This is a genomic window from Caenispirillum salinarum (assembly GCF_044803115.1).
GTDB classification, from domain to species: Bacteria; Pseudomonadota; Alphaproteobacteria; order Rhodospirillales; family Rhodospirillaceae; genus Caenispirillum; species Caenispirillum salinarum_A.
Map to the genome: position 1 here is coordinate 2,136,968 of NZ_CP085224.1, position 16,219 is coordinate 2,153,186.

Genomic DNA, 16,219 nt, shown 5'->3' on the forward strand with positions numbered 1-16,219 from the left:
GGCGGTGCAGTGCAGGAAAGGGGCGCCCCTCCGGCAAGGGGCGCCCCCGTATCGGCTTCGGAGACGGATGATGGTTACATCATGCCTTCGATGGTGTTGAAGCCCAGAACCTTCCAGTTCTGCATGCCGCCGCGGTAGTAGTTGATCTTGTCCGCCGGGTAGCCCTCGCGGACCATGGCCTTGATCGCCATGGGCGACTGGCCGCACCACAGGCCGTTGCAGTACAGCGCGACGTCCTTGGCGTTCTCGCAGTTCCAGCCCGAGTCGCCCTTCTCGCAGCCCAGTTCGTCCAGGCGCGAGGCGACCTCGGTATAGGGGATGTTGACGGAGCCGGGAATGGTCTCCTTCACATGCCAGTCGAGCGTGCGCGCGTCGATGAGGATGGCGTCGGGGTCGCGCATCAGGTCGATCAGTTCCAGCTCCCCGATGGTCTTGACGCCCGGCGCGGCCTCCACGGGCTGGATGCAGAACGGCGGGCACTTGCGCGAGGTCATGGCGTAGTAGCCGGTGACTTCGTTCTCCTGGTCCTGGATGCGCTTGACGGTGACGGGGCCGTCCGGACCCTCCACCTGGAATTCCAGCAGGTCGCCGGTGATGCGGACTTCGTCTTCGGCGGCGGCCGGCGCGGCGAACGCCAGCAGGCCCGCCATGGCGATGGCGATGAAGCGCATGGTGAACGTCTCCCTGATCGTGTGGATCGGTTTTTTCTAATTTAGAAGTCCACTGTACAGACAAGGGAAAGCGTCAGGAAGGGCAAATCCAGGACCCCGGCGCCGGGAAAAAAGGAGGGGTGCTGCCCCCGGCGACACCCCTTTCGGCATTCCGCCGGACGGCGTTTCATGCGGTGCAGAGGGGCGCCGAACGGAGTGCGGACGCGCTGAATTTCGTAAGGCTGGCCGCCGCCGGGATGCCGCCGTTTTCGATGGCGACCGGCGTGCCGTCGTAAGGCGTCGGCCAGAAACACCCGTTGGTCAGGCCGCGTTCGGCTGGGTCGGCGGCGTCTCCTTTTGCGGGCCGCTGCGGACGCTGACGCGGTTCTTCGCCGCGACACGGCCGTAGATGGCCAGCAGCGCGCCGGCTCCCTGAGCGACGGCAAGGATGGCCTCCACGAGGCCGTCCCGTGTTTCGCCGTCGAGTTGCAGTTGCGGGTTGATCGCCTGAAGGATGGTCGCGCCAAGCGCGACAATCCCGCCCCATACAGCCCGCGACTGCCACCACGGCTTCGCATGTTCGTCCATGACCCGTCTCCTTGCCGTGCCAAGGTTCGGCCAGACCGTCTTGTGTAAATCCATCCCGCAAATCGCGTGGCCGCACACAGGTTTTTGCGGCTGTCAGGAGGGATCCTGCCGAGTACTCGTGCCGGATTGCGTCCCGGTAACACTGTACCAACAGCCACATGCGTCACGGTAATGCGCAAACAGCGCATGCGTGCAGGCGATACAAATCGGTGGCGGGTATGTCCGGTGGCGCGCAGCCGTCGCGCCAGGGGCAGCGCACCGGACCGAAAGACTGGCCGCGACTCGGGATTTCGAGCGTCCTGGCGCCATGGAGCCGCTGTGGGGCGCATGGGCGGGGACGGCGGCGTCCCGTGCCGGCGCCGGCGGCTCCTCCGACGGTGGTAGGTGTTTGCGTACCGCCGCCGCCCGGTCAGGATCACAAACGCGCGAGCAGGTGCGCCGCGCCGCACTGCCGGCCCGGCAAAGGAAAAGGGCGCCCGCGAAACACGGACGCCCATTGCCCTTCAAGTCCGGGTCCGGCGCGCTAAACCGCCTTGGAATGGCGCTGTTCTCCGGCCTTCAGGTACTGGTCGAACTTGGCCGCCACGGCGCGCACCAGGGGACGGCCGTCGTCGGTTACGCGCAGGTGCCAGCCGGTGCGGATCAGCACGCCGTCGTCCTCCAGGTCCTTCATGGCCTCGATCTCGGGCGTGAAGTGCGACGGGTCGACGCCGTGGGGCGCGCAGACGGCCGCTAGGTCCACCTCCAGGTCGCACATCAGGCGCTCGATCACGTCGCGGCGCAGGCGGTCCTCGTCGTCGATGGCGCGGCCGCGGGCGGTGGGCAGCAGGCCGTCGTGCACCATGCGCTGATAGGCGTGGATGCCGCCGTCGTTGACCACGTAGCCCTGCGGCAGCCAGCCGATGCCGCTCGCGCCGAAGCCCAGAAGCGTCGTCGCCGTGTCCGTCGTGTAGCCCTGGAAGTTGCGGTGGAGCGTGTGGTTGGCCAGCGCCTCGGCCATCTCGTCGTCGGGCGCGGCGAAGTGGTCCAGGCCGACGGCGACGTAGCCGTGCTCCTTCAGGCGGTCCTGGGCCGCATCGTACTGGCTCCAGCGCTCGCCCATGCCGGGCAGGGCCTCGTCGGGGATGAGCGTCTGGTGCTTGCGCATCCAGGGCACGTGGGCATAGCCGAACAGGCTGATGCGCCGGGGCTTCAGCGTGATGGCCTGGTCGATGGTCTCCACCACGCTGTCGGTGGTCTGGTAGGGCAGGCCGTAGATCAGGTCCATGTTGAGTTCGCTGATGCCGTGCTTGCGCAAGAGGCTCGCGATCTCGGCCACCAGGTCGTAGGGCTGGACGCGGTTCACGGCCTCCTGGACCTTCAGGTTGAAGTCCTGAACGCCCAGGCTGGCGCGGGTGACGCCGGCCTCGCGCATGGCGATGATGTAGTCCTCGTCGGCCGTGCGGGGGTCCAGCTCGATGGCCACCTCGGCCTCGGGCGTCAGGTCGAAGTGCTCCCGCACCTTGTCCATGACGCGCTTGAAGTCATCGCCCGTCAGGATGGACGGCGTGCCGCCGCCGAAGTGGACGTGCTTGGCCTTGAACCGGCCGGGCAGCCTGGATGCCACCAGATCCACCTCGGCCAGCAGGGCCTCCAGGTACACCGCGATGGGGTCGTAGCGCTTGGTGATCTTGGTGTGGCAGCCGCAGAACCAGCACATTTCAGCGCAATAGGCGATGTGGAAGTAGAGCGACAACTCGGTGTCGAGGGGCAGCTCCTTCAGCCACGCGCCGTAGGTCTCCCCGGTCACCTGCGGGGTGAAGTGGGGCGCGGTGGGATACGACGTGTAGCGCGGCAGCCGCAGGTCGTATTTCTCGACGAGATCGTGTCGCATGGGTCCTCTTGTGTTTCCACCCGTTTTTGGCGGTGGTGCCGGCGTTGGCATCCCGCTACCGTGCGGCTAGTCTAGCGCGTCGTCAACCGGAGGGGCCATGCCTCGTTTCGCCGCAAACCTGTCCACGCTGTTCACCGACCTGCCCCTGCCGGAGCGGATCACCGCCGCGAAGGAGGTGGGGTTCAAGGGCGTGGAAATCCAGTTTCCCTATCACGTGGATGCCGCCCGGCTGGCCGACATGGTCGCCTGCGCGGAACTTTCTATGGTCCTATTTAATGCCCCGCCCGGCGATTGGGAAGCCGGCGAGCGCGGCCTTGCCGCCGTGCCGGGCCGCGAGCAGGAGTTCCGCGACGGGCTGGAACTGGCCCTTCACTACGCAGGGTTGCTCGACTGCCCGCGCCTGCACGTCATGGCCGGGATCGTCGACGAGGACGACATCGACGCCGCCTTCGACACCTACATCGCCAACCTGGCCTACGCCGCCGACGAGGCGCTGGCCCAGGACGTGAAGATCCTTATCGAGCCGATCAATCCCGTCGACATGCCCGGCTACTTCATGACCCGGCCCGAGGATGCCCTGACGGTGCTGGAGGCCGTCGACCACAAGAACCTGTACCTGCAATACGATCTCTATCACGCGCAGATGGTCCAGGGCGGCCTGACGGACTTCCTGGAGGCCAACATGGCGCGCATCGCGCACATGCAGGTCGCCAGCGTGCCGGGGCGGCACGAGCCCGACGCCAACTCCGAGATCAACCACCGCTACCTGTTCAACCTGATCGACGCGCACGGCTACAACGGCTGGATCGGCTGCGAGTACAAGCCGCGGATCGACACCCGCACCGGTCTGCGCTGGGCAAAAGAATGGGGCATCGGCTAGACCTTTGGGGGTAGTCGGTATACCCTGCCGCTGGCACGCCCCCGGTGCCGTGGGAAGGGTTCAGGAGAAGCCGCATCGTGTCCCCAGCGCGTAAGACAGGTCAGGCAAAACCCGCGAAGACGTCCGCAGGCGGTCGTCCGGCGTCGGCTTCGGCTTCGGCGGGATCGGAGCGCCGCGTCTGTCCGGAACTGCGCCAGCGTGCGCAGAAGGGGTACGAGGCGCTGTTCAAGCTGCTGGAAAAGGCGGGCCGTCAGGATTTCATCCAGTCGCTGGGCGAGCGCCGCCGAGTCGACGACGTGCTGGGCGACCTGCCCGAGACCGTGCCGGCGCTTCTGAACATGGTGTGGGAACTGCGCGAATCGCCGCAGTTCAAGCCGTTCTTCCTCGCCAAGGACGGCGGCGGAGAGGCGGTCGTGCAGGACCGGCAGACCCCCATCGCCCCCTGCGGCCGCACCTACGAGGAGGTGATGCGCGCCCACCTGATGGGGGCGACGCGCATCTATCTGGACCGCATGGAACGGGCCTGGGCGGAGAAGGAGGCCAAGCGCGAGGCCAAGCGCCACGCCAAGGAGGAAGCGCAGGAGCGCAAGTCCATCGGCGGGCGGATCTCGGTGGCGACGCGCAAGCTGATCTCGGGCGAGAAAACCTTCGAGGCCAGGGATTTCCGCGAGTACTACCCGGGCCACGGCGTCTACCTCATCATCAAGCCGCACCTGCGGGAGGAATGGCAGTTCTCCATGGTGCGCGCCTATGCCCGCCTGCGCGCCGCCCAGGCCGAGGCGCTGGGAGGCCTGCTGCGGTTCTTCCGCACGCCCGAGGAACTGGAGCCCGTGCTGGCGCTCAGAAGCGCCGACATCTCGGTCCTGCGCGGCGTCAGCCGGGCCTATGCCGAAACACGCCTCGGCGTTCCGGTCTCCAAGCCCGGCCAGCGCGGCAAGGTCAGCCAGGCCCAGCAGCGCAAGCTGGACGAGATGGAGCCCGAGATCGCGGCCCTGGAAAGCCGCACCTTCGAAAGCCTGGTGACCGAGCACGCCACCGGCCTGAATGAGGTGCTGAAGCAGGGCGCCAACGTGGATGCCACCATCCGTCGCCTGACGCCCATCTTCGGCGAGCGCATCTGGACCCTGTTCGACGAGCCCGAGCGACTGCGCAACGTCATGAACGTGCCCGAGCATGTGGCGCCGGCGCTCGGCCACCTGACGCAGCACATACCGCCGCCGGTCAGCCGCGTGCTGGAGCAGATCAACAACCGCGAGCTAGGCCGCGACATCATGGTTTTCGCCGGCGAGGAGTTTTCCGACGAGGAAACCTTCGCCAAGGTCTGCAACGACCCGAAGCGCCTGAAGATCTGGCAGACCATCCCCGCCAAGTTCAACAACAGCTTCAACTACCAGGCCGACGCCCAGTCGGGCCAGGGCAGCATCAAGAACGCCGAGGACCTGCGCATGGTGTGCGCCGGCCTGTTCGAGTCGCTGCGCAAGGGCGAGCTGGAAAAGCTGGGGTAGGCGCGTCATCGGCTGGCGTAGGTGTTGAAACACCAAGGCACCAAGACACCAAGACACCAAGACAGCGCGCGAAGGCGCGCTATCATCCCCTTCCCGCCCACCTTTGCCCGGTCTGTCGGGAGGCTAGTGATTAAGGAATCGAGGGAGCGCGAGGAAGCCCGTGGCTCCCTCGCATCGTATTCCGTTGCAGCCGGAAAGCTTTGGTGTCCTGGTGCTTTTGTGGCGTCCCCGCGTTCGGCCGGGAATAGCGCCCTTGTAACTTAGCATGTGCCGAATCCGGTATGATACCGGTTGCGGTGGCGGACGAGAGACCGACGCCCCTCAGGGACACCAAGCCCGTGTGTGAGCCAGGGTCCTCGTCCGCCGTTCCATCGAACCCGAACAGTCGCTTGGGCCGCTCGAAGCGAAGCCCGCTTGCGCAAGGATGGGATCGGATGGACGCTCTCAACATCGGCATCGACGTCTCGAAGGATCGGTTGGACGTCGCCACCACCTCGCCTTCGATGGCCGCTTTCCATGTTCCGCGCGATCATGGCGGGCTGTCGGATCTGGTCGAGCGATTGAAGCCGCTCGGCGCCGAGCGGATCGCGATCGAGGCCACTGGCGGCTTCGAGACCGTCGTCGCGGCAGCCCTGGCCGCCGCCGGCCTTCCGGTCGTCGTGGTCAATCCGGCGCGCGTGCGTGCCTTCGCCCAAGCCCTTGGGAAACGGGCCAAGACCGATCCGATCGACGCTGCGGTGATCGCTCGTTTCGCCGAAGCCACCAAGCCTGAAGTGCGCCCGCTGCCTGACGCCGAGACCGAGGCGCTGGCCGATCTCGTCGCTCGCAGACGGCAGATCATTGCGATGATCGGTGCGGAGAACCAAAGGCTCAAACGGGCCTCTTCCCGGACGGCCAGGAGCATCAGGCGGCTGCTGAAAGCACTCGAGAAGGAACTCGCCGACATCGACCTGGACATCGACGACAGCATCCGCCGGTCGCCCAGCTGGCTGGAAAAAGTCGAGCTCCTCAAATCCGTTCCCGGCGTCGGCGACCAGATCGCTCGCACCCTGATCGCCGAACTGCCGGAACTCGGCACCCTCGACCGCCGGCAAATCGCCGCTCTGGTCGGCTTGGCGCCGTGGACGCGGCAATCCGGCAAATGGCGTGGCAAGAGCTTCATCGGCGGCGGCCGTGCCGCCGTCCGAACTGCCCTCTACATGGGGGCCCTCGTCGCCGCGCGGCACAATCCCCTGCTCAAGGGGTTTCGGGATCGCCTCGTCGCTCAGGGCAAACCCAAGCTCGTTGCCATCATCGCCGTCGCCCGCAAGCTCATCACAATCCTCAATGCAATCATCCGGGAGGCCCAGCCATGGCGCGAGCAAATCGTTTGACCGGAAAGACAGTCGCTCACACCGCTGCGAAGGCGTTCTCCACCACCGTCTGGCGCTGCTCGCCCAGGCCGTCGATGCCAAGCCGCAGCGTGTCGCCCTGCTTCAGGTAGCGCTTGTGGCCCATGCCCGTGCCGGCCGGCGTGCCCGTCAGGATCACGTCGCCCGGCAGAAGCGTGAAGAAGCGGCTGAGGTAGCTGATCAGGTGCGCGACGCCAAACACCATGTCGCGCGTGGTGCCGTCCTGCATCCGCTCGCCGTTCAGCTCCAGCCAGACCGGCAGGTCCTGCGGGTCGGCGATCTCCTCGGGCGTCACAAGCCATGGGCCCAGCGGGCAGAAGCCGGGGCAGCTTTTGCCCTTGATCCACTGGCCGCCGCGGTCGAACTGGTAGGTGCGCTCGGACACGTCGTTGCCGACGCAGAAGCCTGCCACATAATCCAGCGCGTCCCGCTCGCGCGCGCCGTTGCAGGGCTTGCCGATGACGACGCCCAGTTCCGCCTCCCAGTCGGTGCGCAGCGAGCCGCGGGGCAGGGGCAGGGGATCGTTGGGGCCGGACAGGGCGCTGGTGTGCTTGTTGAAGACGATGGGTTCGGTCGGTTCGGGCGAGCCGGTCTCGGCGGCGTGGTCGCGATAGTTCAGCCCGATGCACAGAATGTTGCCCACCCCCGCCACCGGCGGACCCAGCCGGGCGGCATCGGCGGCGGCCACGGCCGGCAGCGACTCCGGCTCGGCGGCGGCGGCGCGCAGGCGGGCCCAGTCGTCGGCGGTCATCAGGGCAGGCGTGATGTCGTCCACCAGGGCGGACAGGTCGCGGATCGTGCCCGTGGTGTCGAGCAGTCCGGGCTTTTCGGCGCCGCGCGGGCCGAATCGCAACAGTTTCATGCAGGCGTCTCCTGGTCGGCGAACCGGTGTCGGGCGCGCACTATAGCAGTGCCCGCCCCCCGACCGGAAGACGACCATGGACCTAAGACGGCAAAGTCCCCCAACCCTTCAGGTCAGGGCTTCAAGCTCCGCGTCCGAGAGGTCTCCGGGGACGATGGTGACGGGAATGCGCAGCTTCCCGGCATTCTTGCCGGTCAGCGACTGCACCAGCGGCCCCGGCCCCTCGCCGGTGGCGGCCACCCCCAGGACGAGGATGGAAATCTCGTCGTCCTCCTCGATCAGCTTGAACAGCTGTTCCTTCAGGCTGCCCTCGCGGACGATCAGTTCGGGACGTTCGCCCGAGCAGGCATGGACCGTGGCGGCCACCTGCTGAAGGCGGCGCTCGGCGTCCTCGCGGGCTTCCTCGGCCATCAGGTTGCCGACGAACATCCAGTGGCCGCCGTCCACCGGCTCCACCACTGACAGCAGCGCCACGCGACCGCCGGAGCGGGCGGCGCGGCGGGCGGCGAAGCGGGCGGCAGCCGTCATTTCGGGGCTGTCGTCGACCACCACCAGAAAGGCGCGACGACCCTGCGGCGCGCTGGCGGGAGTCGTCCGGCCGTCGATCGGCTGGGCCTCGGGCGCCGATGGGGGCGGGGCCTCGCGGGACGGAAAGAAGCGGCCACCGCCCAGGGCGGCCCATTGCGCGATCTGCATTGCGGTTCCTCCCGGCAGTCGGGCCGAATTCTTTTGCGTCGGCTCCAGTCGTGCTCGGCCTCCATCATGGCAACGGAATCAGACCAACACAAACAGAGAGGGCCGCATCCACGCCCATTGCTCGATTGGTGCAGCGCAAGGAGGTACAACTACACCGGAAGACCGCCGTGCAGGTGCGGACATGCGGCCGTTCAGGCCGTCGGCGGCAGGCCCAGGCTGTAAAGGTCGGCGGGGCGAGTCACCAGGTCGAACAGCAGCTTTCCGGCCACCGCCAGCACGATCAGCGCCAGCATGCTGCGCATCTGCTCGGCGTTGAGCTTGTAGCCGATGCGGGCGCCGAACTGGGCGCCGACGACTCCGCCCGCCAGCAGGATCACCGCCAGAACGGCGTCCACGGCGTGGTTGGCGCTGGCCTGCAACCAGGTGACGTTCGCGGCGACGAAGATGATCTGGAAAAGCGATGTGCCGACGACCACGGCGGTCGGCATCTCCAGCAGGTAGATCATGGCGGGCACCATGATGAACCCGCCGCCCACACCCATGATGGCCGACAGGATGCCGACGAAGGCGCCGATGGCAAAGGGCGGAATGACGCTGATGTAAAGCCGCGAGCGCCGGAAGCGGACCTTGAACGGCATGTTTTGGCCCCAGGCGTGACGATGCATCTTGCGGCTCTTGGGGCGCCGCCCGCCGCGCCGCCGGCGGATCTGTTGCAGGCTTTCGAACAGCATGAGGCCGCCGATGATCCCCAGCATGACGACGTAGAGGACCTGCACCACCAGTTCCACCTGGCCGACCTGGCGCAACAGCGCGAACAGCCAGACGCCGAGCGTGGAGCCGGCCAGGCCTCCCAGCAGCAGGACCATGCCCATCTTCACGTCGACGTTGCCGCGCCGCCAGTGGGCCAGCACGCCCGAGACCGAGGCGCCGACCACCTGGTTGGCACCGGTGCCGACGGCGACCGTCGGCGGAATGCCCAGGAAGATGAGCAGGGGGGTCAGCAGAAAGCCGCCGCCGACGCCGAACATGCCCGACAGCACGCCCACAAGCCCGCCGACTCCGAACAGGATGAGGACGTTCTCGGTCAGGTTGGCGACTGGAAGGTAGATGTCCATGAAGGGCGGTTCGGCGGCGGCGCGTCAGGGTTGGGGCAGGCGCGCCGACCGACGCGCCGCCGCAACGCTATCGCGTCCGGCCCGCGGAAGAAAGAGGCAGGTGCGAGTCATTCGCCGGATTCCAGCGCACCGCCCGATCGATACCAGTTGATGATGCCGCCCTCCAGGCGGTTGATGTCGCCCTGAAAGCCCGAGGCCTTCAGCGCCGAGGCCGCCGTGCCGCAGCGCACGCCGCTGGCGCAGTGCAGAACCAGGTGCTTGCCCGCCGGCACCTCGGGCAGGGCAGCGGGATCAAAGCGCGACAGCGGTACCATCCGGGCGCCCGGAATGTGGGCCTGCGCGAACTCGTGCGGCTCGCGCACGTCGACGATGACGGCCGAATCCTCGTCGATCCAGGTCTTCACTTCCTCGGGCGTGGTCATGCGAACCGTGGTCATGGGGCGCGGGGTCCTCTCTCGCGTCTGGGGCGGAAACGATTGCGTAAGCGGAAGAATGGGGGCGCCGCGCCGTTGGGACAAGGGGCTTGGCGGTCGGGCGCCGGCCTCAGGCGCCGTCGGGCGGCGGCGCCGGGCGGGGCTCGGCCAGGACGAAGACCAGCGCCAGGGCCGCGAAGGCCAGGCCGGCCACCATCACCGTGCCCGCCGCGCCCATGCGGGGCAGGGCCAGCATGTCGGCCATCAGCGTGCCGCCGAACCCGCCCAGCGCGCCGCAGGCCAGCATGCCGCCCAGCGCCGGACCGCGTGCCAGCGGCCGCTCGTCCACCGCCAGCTTGAGCAGCATGGCGAGTGCCGCGCCGGCACACAGGCTGGGCGGCAGCAGCAGGGCAAGGGACAGGACGACGGGCTGCGCCTCGGGCGGCAGGGCCAGGGCCTCCACCGTCCGCATGGCGGTCTGCGGCAGGGCGGCCGCCCCCACCGTGGTCACCGCCGCCGCGCCCAGTGCCGCCGCCAGACGCCGCAGGGTGCCGCGCAGGGTCGACAGAGGCCCCGACAGCCATCCGCCCAGCCACACGCCGGCGGCCAGCCCCAGCAGGACGCTTCCCGCCTCCGCCGGCCAGCGCGGGTCGCCCGACGCAGCCAGCAGCCACGATCCGGCGCAGGCGATGGCGGCGACGGCCCCGCCGCCCAGTGCCAGCGCCACGGCATAGAGGCCCATCCGCAGGCCGCTGCCGCGGACGGACAGGTTGTCGTCGGGAAAGCCGTCTCGGGGCATCGGCCGGCGCCTCTGGCTCGGGATGACGGGGCGGTTGTGGCAGCGCGCGTCATGGGGCGAAGGCGCGGCGGTGCATCGTGGGCCGCCACGGCCCATCGCCGGTGTTTCGCGGGTGCGCTCCGGCTCCTATTATGGGACGGCCTGCCCGGCCTTGCAAAAAGAAGAGGAGTCCCGGCCATGACCGACACCGCCGCCGACACGCTGCTGGACGTGCGCGGCCTGCAATGCCCGCTGCCCGTCCTGCGCGCCAAGAAGGCGCTGAACGCCCTGGCGTCCGGCCAGTTGCTGGAGGTTCACGCCACGGACCCCGGTGCGGTGCCCGACTTCAAAAGCCTCTGCGCCCAGACGGGGCACGTGCTGGAGCGCCAGTGGCAGGACGGCGAGGTGTTCGGCTTCCTGATCCGCAAAAGTTAAGAATTTTACGCAAATCCCTTTCTTTCGGGTTGGTTGCTCGTGGCGCCCGGTTTAGGATGCCGCCGACAGCCCGGGCCGGGGCGAGGGAGGGGAGCACACCGCCATGCCGTCCATGATGATCGCGCAGATCACCGATACACACGTCCAGGCGGCGCCGGAGCGCGAGCCGGGCGGCGATTCGTCGGCGCGGCTGCTCAAGGTGGTGCGGACGCTCAATGCCGCGGCGCCGGCCCCGGACCTTGTGCTGGTGACTGGTGATCTGGTCAACGACGGCGGCCCGGCGGACTACGAACACCTGCGCGGCATCCTGTCGCAGTTGCAGGTGCCGCATTTCGTCGTCCCCGGCAACCACGATGACCGCGACGCCCTGCGCGCGGTCTTCCGCCCGGACGGCTATCTGCCGGAAAGCGGCTATCTGCAGTACGTAGTGGATGGCTTTCCGCTGCGGCTGGTCGGCCTGGACACGCTGCGCGACGGCCACGACGGCGGGCGGCTGTGCCTGGACCGGCTGTACTGGCTGGAACGCACGCTGGAGGAAGCGCGGGGCGTGCCCACCGTGCTGTTCATGCACCACGTCCCCTTCCTGACCGGGCTCGCGCCCTTCGACCGCAGCCCCATGGAAGGGGCGGACGCGCTGGCGTCGGTCCTGTCGGGCAACCCGCAGGTCGAGCGGGTGCTGTGCGGCCACCTGCACAGGCCGGTGGCGACCCGCTGGCACGGCGCCACGGTCACCGCCGCGCCGTCCACGTGCTTCGAGATCGCCCTGGACCTGCGCGAGGGGGCGGACTTCCGCCTGGTCCCGGCGGCGGCGCCGGGCTTCCAGATGCACATGTGGACGAAGACGGGCGGCCTGGTGACGCACACCGCGACGGTGTGAGGCGCACCCTGCCGCCCCCTAGCGGACCCCCTACCGCACCACCGACCCAGCGTCCTCGTCCCAGCGCCAGGGCGGCGCGTCGTTGGCGAGGTCGACGGCGCCGACCCAGTGTTCAGGCGGGTTCCAGTCCAGCCAGTCGCCCATGCCGGCCAGCAGGGCCTCGCCCTGGCGGGTGGGGGCCAGGCGGCCGGTATCGTCGCGCCGCAGCGCCGGGCGGGGCGCCACCTCCAGGCGTCGCAGAACGGCATTGAACATGGCGTCGCCCAGGAAGGGCTGCGGGTCGATCTCCTGTACCGCCCGGAACAGGTCGCGATCCGAAGACGGGCGGAAGGCGGCGGCGCGCAGGGCCAGGCGCTCGGTCAGGCTGAGGCCGTCGCGGGTCCACGGCAGTTCCTGCAGATGGCGCCGCAGGGCCGCCGACAGGAAAGGCAGGTGGGGCGAGCCCGCCTCGGCAAGCATCTGCACCTCTTCCGGGTCGGGCGAGCGGAAGGCCGCCCAGGCGTCGGAGGCCGCCCGCAGCATGGCGGCGTCCACCGGCACGGCCGTTTCCGTCAGGGCGGCAAGCTGGGTCGGCGTCAACTGGCCGAGGCCGATGAAGCGATCCTCCATCTCGGGATGCCGGTGGATCGTCACCAGCGACACCTCGGACCCGGCCTTGGGCGGGTTGCGGCGCAGCCAGGAAAGGACGCGGATCAGCACGGTCTGGTCGTACAGGTCGTGCTCGAACCACAGCACCAGGCTGTCGCGCTCCCGCGCGGCCTTCAGGCCTTCCCACTCGGCCTTGAGCTTGCGGATGGCTTCGCCAAGCGGAATGCCGTATTCGCGGGTGATGAAGTGGGCGCGGCGCTCGATCAGGGCGTCACCCGAGTCGGCCATGCCGGGCGGCAGCGGGCCCTGGCACACGGGGTCGGAGAACTCCAGGTAGTCGCCAGGCACCCCGCCGAGGGCCAGGGCTTCCCGAATGTCCGATCCGCAGCGGATGTGCAACGTGTCCGGCGTGATCATGCCCACGCCTCCGGTTCAGTTGAAAACGAGGCGCGGGACGGTCGTTCCGCCGACGGCGCGACCGTCCCGCCTCGCATACCCTAGCGGATACTTCCCCCTGCTGGAAAGAGGGCAAATAAAGCAGGGGTTACTGCATCGCGGCATTCAACCTTTCGTCGTAAATGACCATTATTATTCCATTTCCGCCGAAAAATTGTCTCAGACACTTTTATTTTTTAGCCTTGGCCTTGGCAAAAGCCTCAGCCAGAGCGCCGCCGAAGGCGCCGGCATCCTGCTGCGGCCGACCGCCGCCGCCGCCGCCGCCGCTGCCGCCGTTGCCGCCGCCGCGCTTCGGGCCGCCCTTGCCGCCGGGCTTGCCGGGGCCGCCGCGTCCGCCGCGCGTGTCCGATACCGGTTTGCCGGCTCCGCCGCCCGGACGGCTTTCCGCACCCGGCTGGTCGGACAGGCGCATGGTCAGGCTGATGCGCTTGCGCGGCAGGTCGACCTCCAGCACCTTCACCTTCACGATGTCGCCGGGCTTGACCACCTCGCGCGGGTCCTTGACGAAGCGGTCGGCCAGTGCGGAGACGTGAACCAGGCCGTCCTGATGGACCCCGATGTCCACGAAGGCGCCGAAGTTGGCGACGTTGGACACCACGCCCTCCAGCAGCATGCCGGGCTTGAGGTCCTTCATCGCCTCCACGCCTTCCTTGAACTCCGCGGTCTTGAATTCGGGTCGCGGGTCGCGGCCGGGCTTTTCCAGCTCCTTCAGGATGTCGGCGACGGTGGGTACGCCGAATTTTTCGTCCGTGAAGCGCTCCGGGTCCAGGGACCGCAGCAGCTTGACGTTGCCGATGAGCTGGTCGATCGGCGTGCCCGTCGCCTCGATGATCCGGCGCACGACCGGATAGGCCTCCGGGTGGACGGCGGAGCGGTCCAGCGGGTCGTCGCCGTCGGTGATGCGCAGGAAGCCGGCGGCCTGCTCGAAGGCCTTGGGGCCGAGGCGCGGCACGTCCTTCAGCTGCTTGCGCTGGCGGAAGGCGCCGTTCTCGTCGCGCCAGGCGACGATGTTGCGCGCCAGGCTGTCGCCCAGGCCGGAGACGCGGGCGAGCAGGGGGACGGAGGCGGTGTTGATGTCCACACCCACACCGTTCACGCAGTCTTCCACCACGCCGTCCAGCGCGCGGGCCAGCTTGCCCTGGCCGACGTCGTGCTGGTACTGGCCGACGCCGATGCTCTTGGGGTCGATCTTCACCAGTTCCGCCAGCGGGTCCTGCAGGCGGCGGCCGATGGAGACGGCGCCGCGCAGGGACACGTCCAGGTCGGGGAATTCCTTGGCGGCGAACTCGCTGGCCGAATAGACCGAGGCACCGGCCTCCGAGACCATGACCTTGGTGACCTTCAGCGCCGGATAGTTGCGGATGAGGTCGGCCACCAGGCGGTCCGTCTCGCGGCTGGCGGTGCCGTTGCCGATGGCGACCAGCTCCACCCCGTGCTTCTGGCAGAGCGCGGCGATGACGGCGAGGCTCTGGTCCCACTGGCGCTTGGGCTCGTGCGGGTAGATGGTGGCGGTGTCCATCAGCTTGCCGGTGGCGTCGATGACGGCCACCTTAACGCCCGTGCGGAAGCCGGGGTCCAGCGCCAGCGTCGGGCGCATGCCGCCGGGGGCGGCCAGCAGCAGGTCGCGCAGGTTGTTGGCGAAGACCTTGATGGCTTCCTCTTCCGCCGCCTCGAACAGGCGGCCGGTCAGGTCCAGCTCGATGTGCAGGCTCATCTTCACGCGCCAGGCCCAGCGGGCGCATTCGGTGAGCCAGCTATCCGCCGGGCGGCCCTGGTCGACGATACCGAAGCGGCGCGCCACCTTGTCCTCGAAGTGCGACCGGCCGGGGCCGCCGTCCTCGGGGTCCACCGACAGGGTCAGCGACAGGATCTCTTCCTTGCGGCCGCGGAACATGGCCAGCGCCCGGTGCGACGGGATCTTGTGGATCGGCTCGCCCCAATCGAAGTAGTCGGAGAACTTCGCGCCCTCCTGCTCCTTGCCCTCGACCACGCGGGCCTTGAGGCGCGCGGTGCTCCAGACTTCTTCACGCAAGGCACCCACAAGCTCGGCATCCTCGGCGAAGCGCTCCATGAGGATCTGCTTGGCCCCCTCCAGCGCCGCCTTGGTGTCGGCGACGCCCTTTTCCGCGTCCACGAAGCCGGCGGCGACCGTCTCCGGGTCCTGCGAGGGATCGGCGAGCAGCCCGTCGGCCAGCGGCTCCAGCCCCTGTTCGCGGGCGATCATGGCCTTGGTGCGGCGCTTGGGGCGGTAGGGGAGGTAGAGGTCCTCCAGCCGCGCCTTGCTGTCGGCCTCGTCGATCTGCCTGCGCAGTTCGTCGGTCAGCTTGCCCTGTTCGTCGATGGACTTGAGGATGGCGCCGCGCCGTTCATCCATCTCCCGCAGGTAGCGCAGGCGCTCGTCCAGGGTGCGAAGCTGAGTGTCGTCGAGGCCGCCGGTCGCTTCCTTGCGGTAGCGGGCGACGAAGGGCACCGTGGCGCCGCCGTCGAGCAGCTCGATGGTGGCGGCCACCTGGGCCTCGCGGACGCCGAGGTCGGTGGCGATGGTCTGGGCGATGGATCGGCTCACGCGCGCACTCTCTGTTCTGTCCAGGACGCGAAGGGTGGAAGCGCGCTGTGTAGCCGAGCGGCCGGGCAAAAACCAGTCTTGACCTTGCCCGCGGGAAGGGCATCAGGCCCGAGGCTGGACGGCCTCGGCCAGAACTTCCACCACCGTCGGCCGATCTTCATGCAGCGCCGGGCGGGCGGCGGCCTTGATGCCGAGCAGGCCGGCGACGACTTCCTGCACGAACAGGGGCTCCACCGGCTTGCCCAGAACGGCGGCGGCGCCCGCGTACAGCGCCCGCTCGCGGATGCCCGCCTGACCGCTGACGATGACCACCGGCATGGCCTCGCAGCCGGGAAGCAGCCGCAGGGCGCCGATGAGGGTCGCCCCGTCCAGCGTGGGCATGCGGTAGTCGGCCACCACCAGGTCGACACCGCCCTTGGCGCAGGCGGCCAGCAGGTCGATGGGGTCCTGGTAGGCCTCGACGGTCACGTCCGGCAGGCGGGTCAAAAGGTGCTTGAGCAGCAAGGCGCTGACGAGGCTGTCGTCGACGACGGCGATGCGATGCAT

General features: G+C 68.6%; 16 protein-coding genes. 5 read left to right on the forward strand and 11 right to left on the reverse strand.

Annotated elements, in window-relative coordinates; genetic code table 11:
• Nucleotides 1-74: 74 nt before the first annotated feature.
• The 3 genes from LG334_RS09770 to hemN form a co-directional block, all read right to left on the reverse strand.
• The gene (locus LG334_RS09770; protein ID WP_404385604.1) at nucleotides 75-671 is read right to left on the reverse strand and encodes a rhodanese-like domain-containing protein; all 597 of its coding nucleotides are present in this window, start codon (nucleotides 669-671) and stop codon (nucleotides 75-77) included.
• Between the two features lie 300 nt (nucleotides 672-971).
• Nucleotides 972-1,238 (reverse strand): hypothetical protein, encoded by a 267-nt coding sequence (locus LG334_RS09775; RefSeq protein ID WP_404385606.1) that lies wholly within the window; start codon nucleotides 1,236-1,238, stop codon nucleotides 972-974.
• Nucleotides 1,239-1,761: 523 nt separating this feature from the next.
• Complete coding sequence (gene hemN, locus LG334_RS09780) at nucleotides 1,762-3,111, reverse strand: oxygen-independent coproporphyrinogen III oxidase (protein ID WP_404385608.1); 1,350 nt, start codon at nucleotides 3,109-3,111, stop codon at nucleotides 1,762-1,764.
• A gap of 97 nt (nucleotides 3,112-3,208) precedes the next feature.
• Between hemN and otnI the strand changes: the two genes are divergently transcribed.
• The 3 genes from otnI to LG334_RS09795 all read left to right on the forward strand — a co-directional run bounded on the left by otnI (nucleotide 3,209) and on the right by LG334_RS09795 (nucleotide 6,869).
• A complete protein-coding gene (gene otnI, locus LG334_RS09785) occupies nucleotides 3,209-3,991 on the forward strand; it encodes a 2-oxo-tetronate isomerase (protein ID WP_404385610.1) in 783 nt (260 codons plus the stop codon).
• Nucleotides 3,992-4,068: 77 nt separating this feature from the next.
• Nucleotides 4,069-5,496, forward strand: coding sequence for a hypothetical protein (locus tag LG334_RS09790; RefSeq protein WP_404385612.1), 1,428 nt, complete (start codon nucleotides 4,069-4,071; stop codon nucleotides 5,494-5,496).
• A gap of 434 nt (nucleotides 5,497-5,930) precedes the next feature.
• Complete coding sequence (locus LG334_RS09795; RefSeq protein ID WP_404378827.1) at nucleotides 5,931-6,869, forward strand: IS110 family transposase; 939 nt, start codon at nucleotides 5,931-5,933, stop codon at nucleotides 6,867-6,869.
• Nucleotides 6,870-6,885: 16 nt separating this feature from the next.
• On the opposite strand, the gene LG334_RS09800 is transcribed toward LG334_RS09795, so the two are convergent.
• From LG334_RS09800 to LG334_RS09820, 5 genes are all read right to left on the reverse strand, one after another.
• Nucleotides 6,886-7,749, reverse strand: coding sequence for a fumarylacetoacetate hydrolase family protein (locus tag LG334_RS09800; protein WP_404385614.1), 864 nt, complete (start codon nucleotides 7,747-7,749; stop codon nucleotides 6,886-6,888).
• Nucleotides 7,750-7,857: 108 nt separating this feature from the next.
• Complete coding sequence (locus tag LG334_RS09805; protein ID WP_404385616.1) at nucleotides 7,858-8,445, reverse strand: universal stress protein; 588 nt, start codon at nucleotides 8,443-8,445, stop codon at nucleotides 7,858-7,860.
• 191 nt (nucleotides 8,446-8,636) lie between these two features.
• Nucleotides 8,637-9,560: a sulfite exporter TauE/SafE family protein gene (locus LG334_RS09810; protein WP_404385618.1), complete on the reverse strand. Its 924-nt coding sequence runs from the start codon at nucleotides 9,558-9,560 to the stop codon at nucleotides 8,637-8,639.
• 107 nt (nucleotides 9,561-9,667) lie between these two features.
• Nucleotides 9,668-9,997 (reverse strand): rhodanese-like domain-containing protein, encoded by a 330-nt coding sequence (locus LG334_RS09815; protein ID WP_404385620.1) that lies wholly within the window; start codon nucleotides 9,995-9,997, stop codon nucleotides 9,668-9,670.
• A 106-nt stretch (nucleotides 9,998-10,103) separates the two neighbouring features.
• Nucleotides 10,104-10,772, reverse strand: a complete 669-nt coding sequence (locus tag LG334_RS09820; RefSeq protein ID WP_404385622.1) for a fused MFS/spermidine synthase — start codon at nucleotides 10,770-10,772, stop codon at nucleotides 10,104-10,106.
• A 177-nt stretch (nucleotides 10,773-10,949) separates the two neighbouring features.
• Here LG334_RS09820 and LG334_RS09825 point away from each other — a divergent pair, with 177 nt between their 5' ends.
• On the forward strand, nucleotides 10,950-11,186 hold the full coding sequence (locus LG334_RS09825; RefSeq protein WP_404385624.1) for a sulfurtransferase TusA family protein: 237 nt from the start codon (nucleotides 10,950-10,952) through the stop codon (nucleotides 11,184-11,186).
• 103 nt (nucleotides 11,187-11,289) lie between these two features.
• On the forward strand, nucleotides 11,290-12,063 hold the full coding sequence (locus tag LG334_RS09830; RefSeq protein ID WP_404385626.1) for a phosphodiesterase: 774 nt from the start codon (nucleotides 11,290-11,292) through the stop codon (nucleotides 12,061-12,063).
• Nucleotides 12,064-12,093: 30 nt separating this feature from the next.
• Here the strand turns inward: LG334_RS09830 and LG334_RS09835 are convergent, their stop codons facing one another.
• From LG334_RS09835 to LG334_RS09845, 3 genes are all read right to left on the reverse strand, one after another.
• Nucleotides 12,094-13,068, reverse strand: a complete 975-nt coding sequence (locus tag LG334_RS09835; RefSeq protein WP_404385628.1) for a hypothetical protein — start codon at nucleotides 13,066-13,068, stop codon at nucleotides 12,094-12,096.
• Nucleotides 13,069-13,276: 208 nt separating this feature from the next.
• Nucleotides 13,277-15,673 carry a Tex family protein gene (locus LG334_RS09840; protein WP_404385630.1) on the reverse strand — a complete coding sequence of 799 codons (2,397 nt, stop codon included), beginning with the start codon at nucleotides 15,671-15,673 and terminating at the stop codon, nucleotides 13,277-13,279.
• A 102-nt stretch (nucleotides 15,674-15,775) separates the two neighbouring features.
• Nucleotides 15,776-16,219 carry a response regulator gene (locus LG334_RS09845; RefSeq protein ID WP_404385632.1) on the reverse strand — a complete coding sequence of 148 codons (444 nt, stop codon included), beginning with the start codon at nucleotides 16,217-16,219 and terminating at the stop codon, nucleotides 15,776-15,778.